Origin of the sequence: Streptomyces sp. G-G2 (assembly GCF_030063135.1) — a bacterium.
Taxonomy (GTDB): Bacteria; Actinomycetota; Actinomycetes; order Streptomycetales; family Streptomycetaceae; genus Streptomyces.
In genome coordinates, this window is record NZ_JASISO010000109.1 from 1 (window position 1) to 3,912 (window position 3,912).

Consider the following 3,912-nt stretch of genomic DNA (forward strand, 5'->3'; position numbering starts at 1 on the left):
AACCGCCTGAAACGGCACCGCGCGGTGGCTACAAGGTACGACAAACTCGCCGTTCGCTACGAGGCAACGGTGCTGGTCGCAGCCATCAACGAGTGGCTGTGACCAGCACTTTCGCAACAGGCCCTAGCGCTCAAGGGCCAACTATCCCGCTCAGTCGCACCCGGTTGTGACTTAGCGCTGTAGTTGGCCAAGCTGGCCAACTACAGCGCTAAGATCCAGCGGCTACTGGTAAAGGGCGCAGCAAGCGAGTGTCCCGCCTGCAGAGGACAAAGTACTCGCCGCGGACTGGCCGCAACTGCGCGCGATCTGTGAGCGCGACGTCGTGCACCGGGTGGGTGTGATCGGCGAACACGGATGGGCCACGACCATCGAGAGCCTGCACCCGGGCATCGCCTGGCACGCAGGCGGTATCGAGATCGACTTCTTCCGAGGCGGAACAGTCCGCCTCGCCGGCGACGGGCTATTGCTGATCCCTTCGGTCTTTGTCGGGCATATCGCCGCCCAGCTGGAAGACCCCTGGCCCAGGACCTTGGGCTATCGTGCCCGCGGCACCGCTGCTCTGTGGGGCGAACAGGAGACCGTCCCCCAACCGGACGCGCTGACCGCTCTGGTCGGCCGGGCCCGAGCCCGGCTGCTGTTGGCGCTGGACACCCCCGCCAGTACCAGCCACCTCGCCCGCAGCCTCGCCATGGCACCCGGCGCGGTAGGAGACCACCTCGCCATCCTGCGCGGCGCGGGGCTGCTCGTCCGCGCCCGGTCCGGACGGTCGGTGCTCTACCGGCGCACCCCGCTCGGCGAGGCACTGGTCGTCGGTTCGGGCTGAGGGATCAGATCAGCACTCGCCCCGGCGGTCCCGGCTCAGCACAAAGCCCGCCGCAAAAATGGAACCGCGGTACTACGCTCGTACCGCCCGGGCCATGATCAAACTCACCGATAGCCGCTGTACCGAGGCCGGCGCCGTCGTAGGCCTCTGGCGGCCGCGCGGGCGTAGGGCCGAACGGGGTAGTGGGAAGCGGGCAGGCTGGACACCCTCACCAGGGTTCAACCCTGCGACCGAGGATCGAAGCCTGCTCGCCTGTCGTTAAACGAACGAATGACGACAGGCGCGACTGGCGTCCAATGAACCCGGACTTTCAGGGGCCTGACGGCGGCTCGGATCCAATCAGATCCGATGGCGGCTGATGACAGGGTTTGCTGACAGCTAGGGTCGAATGCGACCACCACAACGGGGAGCGGCATGACCAACCTGGTCTACAAGCGGGTGTCGACCGACCAGCAGTCGACCGACCGTCAGAACCTCGTCCTCGACGAGGCCGGGATCGAGGACCCGGTTGTCTTCGAGGAGGACCCCGGCACCTCCAGCCGTCTCCACCCCCTCCAGCGGCCGAAGTTCGGCGAGCTGCTCACGTACGCGCGGCCGGGCGACACCGTGCACATCTCCGAGATGTTCCGCCTCGTGCGCGGAACCGGGCACATCCTCGACGTACTCGACCTCTTCCACCGCGACCGTCTCGCCCTGCGCATCCACGACGGCGCGTTCTCCGCCATGGACCTCACCGCCCGCCACCCGCGCACCGGAGAGCTGCTGTCCACCGTGAAGTTCATGGTGCAGACCCTCGCCGCCGCCGGCGAACTCCAACGCGACCTCCAGCGCGAGCTGACCTACGACGGGCTGCGGGCCGCCGAGGCCAAGGGCAACAAGGGTGGCCGTCGACCGGTCGTCACGGCCGCGAAGGCCGCCGTGCGCGCCGGGTACCTGGGCGGCCAGTCCATCGCGGGTCTGGCCCGCGACCACCACGTCAGCCGCGGCGCCATCCGTACAGCCGTCGCCGACCTAATGCCCGAACACACCGACGCTTCCCAGGACACCCCAGCGCCGGAGATCGCGGTCGCCCTCGACATGCCGGGCAAGGTCGTCGATTTCCTGCGCGCGGCCGAACTGGAGCCCGCCGAACTGGAGCGCGCCGAGCGGGACGCGCTCGACCAGGGCCTGACCGTACGGCGCGGCCAGGGCTACACACTCCGCATCCCCGCAGCGCCCTCGGTCCACCGCCAACTCCTCGACCGCTGCCAGCCGCTCGACGCCCCCTCGGCAATCCCGGCCCAGCGCAAGGCCCGCCGCGAGTACGCGAACCGCGTCAACGCCCTCGGGACCGAGACCCCGTAGCAAGCCATGCGGGCTTCAAAACCAAGGGGCTTCCGACCTGGGAGATGTCGAAGGCCTTCGCCGTTTTGCTGGTCACCGGCACCTTCGGATCGAAAGGCTTCGGCCGATCACGGCCTGTCGAAACTTCTGACAGCAACACCGGTTTCCTGGTCCGTTCCTACTCGGACCCCGGTGGCACCCTGCTGCCAGTCGGCGTCCGTCCAGCGGTCCTCGCTGTGGGTGTCCTCGCGCACAGCGGTGCGGATCGCCCGGTGCAGGTGGTACGGCCGCAGCGCGTACGGGTTCTCAGAGATCAGGAGGCGTTCGGTGAGGCGTCGGGCGAACCTGCTGGGTGAGGCCGGCGGCTCGGGTGGCCAGCTCCAGGTCCCAGGCGTCGAGGAGGGAGACGCTGCGCAGGAGGTGGCGTTCCTCCGCCGTAAGGTCGGAGAGGGTGCGGGCGAGCAGGGCGGGGAAGGAGCAGTCGAAGTCCGCCGCGACGGATGCGCGGCCGGTGCGGCGGATCTCCAGGAAGCGGCTGACGGCGAGGTCGAAGTGGAGGGGCAGGCCGTGGGAGCGGCGGGTGGTCGCGGCCCTAGTGTCGGCATCGATGAGAGGTCGGCTCTCGATGGTGAGCCGCTGGGCGAGATGGGTTTCGCAGTCCTCGGCGGACAGGTCCCCGATCAGGTGCTGGCGCCCGGTCGGTGCATCGGTCCGAGGCGCGGGCACGCTCCGGCTGGTGGAAAGGCCGGGCTAGGCAGTGGGACGCGGGCCGAGCCAAGAAGCCAGAGAGCGATGACATTTACGTTCAGTCCCTGCTCTCTTCAGTCCCTGGAGAAGGTGCAGCTCAGAACGTTGTCAGGCATCCCACAGGGACTGAAGTGACTGAACTTTCCTGTTCCAGCCTTTGAGGTGCGTGTGTATATGCACGCGTACGTAAAGATGCTTGACACTCGTATCTGGCTCATAACAGGGATTTTGAGTCCCTCCAGTCCCTTTGCGACTGAGGGGTGCTGCGCTGACCTGCAGGTTTAGCAGGGACCGAAGTGACAGGGACCGAAAGGTGTCGAACAAGGTTCAGCCCCCCGGTACTGAGGGAGCGGGGAACCGGGGGAGGGGGAGGGGTGAGCCTTAGCTCCTGGTTGAGTCCTGCGGACATGCCTCCAAGCCTCTGGGTCACTCGGTCCCTGCCCTCTCCGAAATGGGGGCCGAGGGACCGGACGGATAGACGGAGTGTGACGGCTTGGGCCCCAGTTCATCGCTTCCGGGGTTCGGTCCCTCAGGGCGCGCCCCGAGGGAGAATCTTGCACGTCTTGGGGACGCTTTTGGGGTTGAAATAGGGCATAACGCGCGAAGCGAAGGGACTGAAGGGACTCAACTTGCCATACGGTGGGCGATTCGAGGCCTGCGGTCACTGGCCCTGCGGTACGCTCCGCGATATTGAAACTTCAGTCCCTCTGGTCCCTCGGCGGGGGCTGTACCTGCTCAATGCCTTTCGGGGCCGACCCATAGCGCTTCGAGGATGAGCCAGTGCCTGCCCATCAGACCCTGCCGCACGGCCTTACCGCCGGGACCGCACTCGAAGTGGCTAGCTGGTTGGCCCGGCACGGGTACCCAGTGCACCCGCTCGCTCCCGGTGCTAAGAAGCCGTATCTCTATCGATCATGAGAGCGATGTGATCGAAAACGGGGGCTGGGGCGGGTGAACCTGGCCGTGTCCGCGCATGAAGGCAGGGCCTCCTGAACATCTCCGGGTTGTCGAGACCAAGG

2 protein-coding genes and 2 pseudogenes are annotated in these 3,912 nt (G+C 67.0%); 3 read left to right on the forward strand and 1 reads right to left on the reverse strand.

Annotation, left to right across the window (positions count from 1 at the left end; all coding sequences use genetic code 11):
* From QMF80_RS37665 to QMF80_RS37675, 3 genes and pseudogenes are all read left to right on the forward strand, one after another.
* Positions 1–102 (forward strand): annotated as a pseudogene (locus QMF80_RS37665) (IS5 family transposase); the annotation flags it as partial.
* Between the two features lie 166 nt (positions 103–268).
* A pseudogene (locus QMF80_RS37670) lies at positions 269–823 on the forward strand (ArsR/SmtB family transcription factor); the annotation flags it as partial.
* Positions 824–1,237: 414 nt separating this feature from the next.
* Positions 1,238–2,167 carry a recombinase family protein gene (locus tag QMF80_RS37675; protein WP_283461911.1) on the forward strand — a complete coding sequence of 310 codons (930 nt, stop codon included), beginning with the start codon at positions 1,238–1,240 and terminating at the stop codon, positions 2,165–2,167.
* 285 nt (positions 2,168–2,452) lie between these two features.
* Here the strand turns inward: QMF80_RS37675 and QMF80_RS37680 are convergent, their stop codons facing one another.
* A complete protein-coding gene (locus tag QMF80_RS37680; protein ID WP_283461913.1) occupies positions 2,453–2,872 on the reverse strand; it encodes a hypothetical protein in 420 nt (139 codons plus the stop codon).
* Positions 2,873–3,912 lie beyond the last annotated feature (1,040 nt).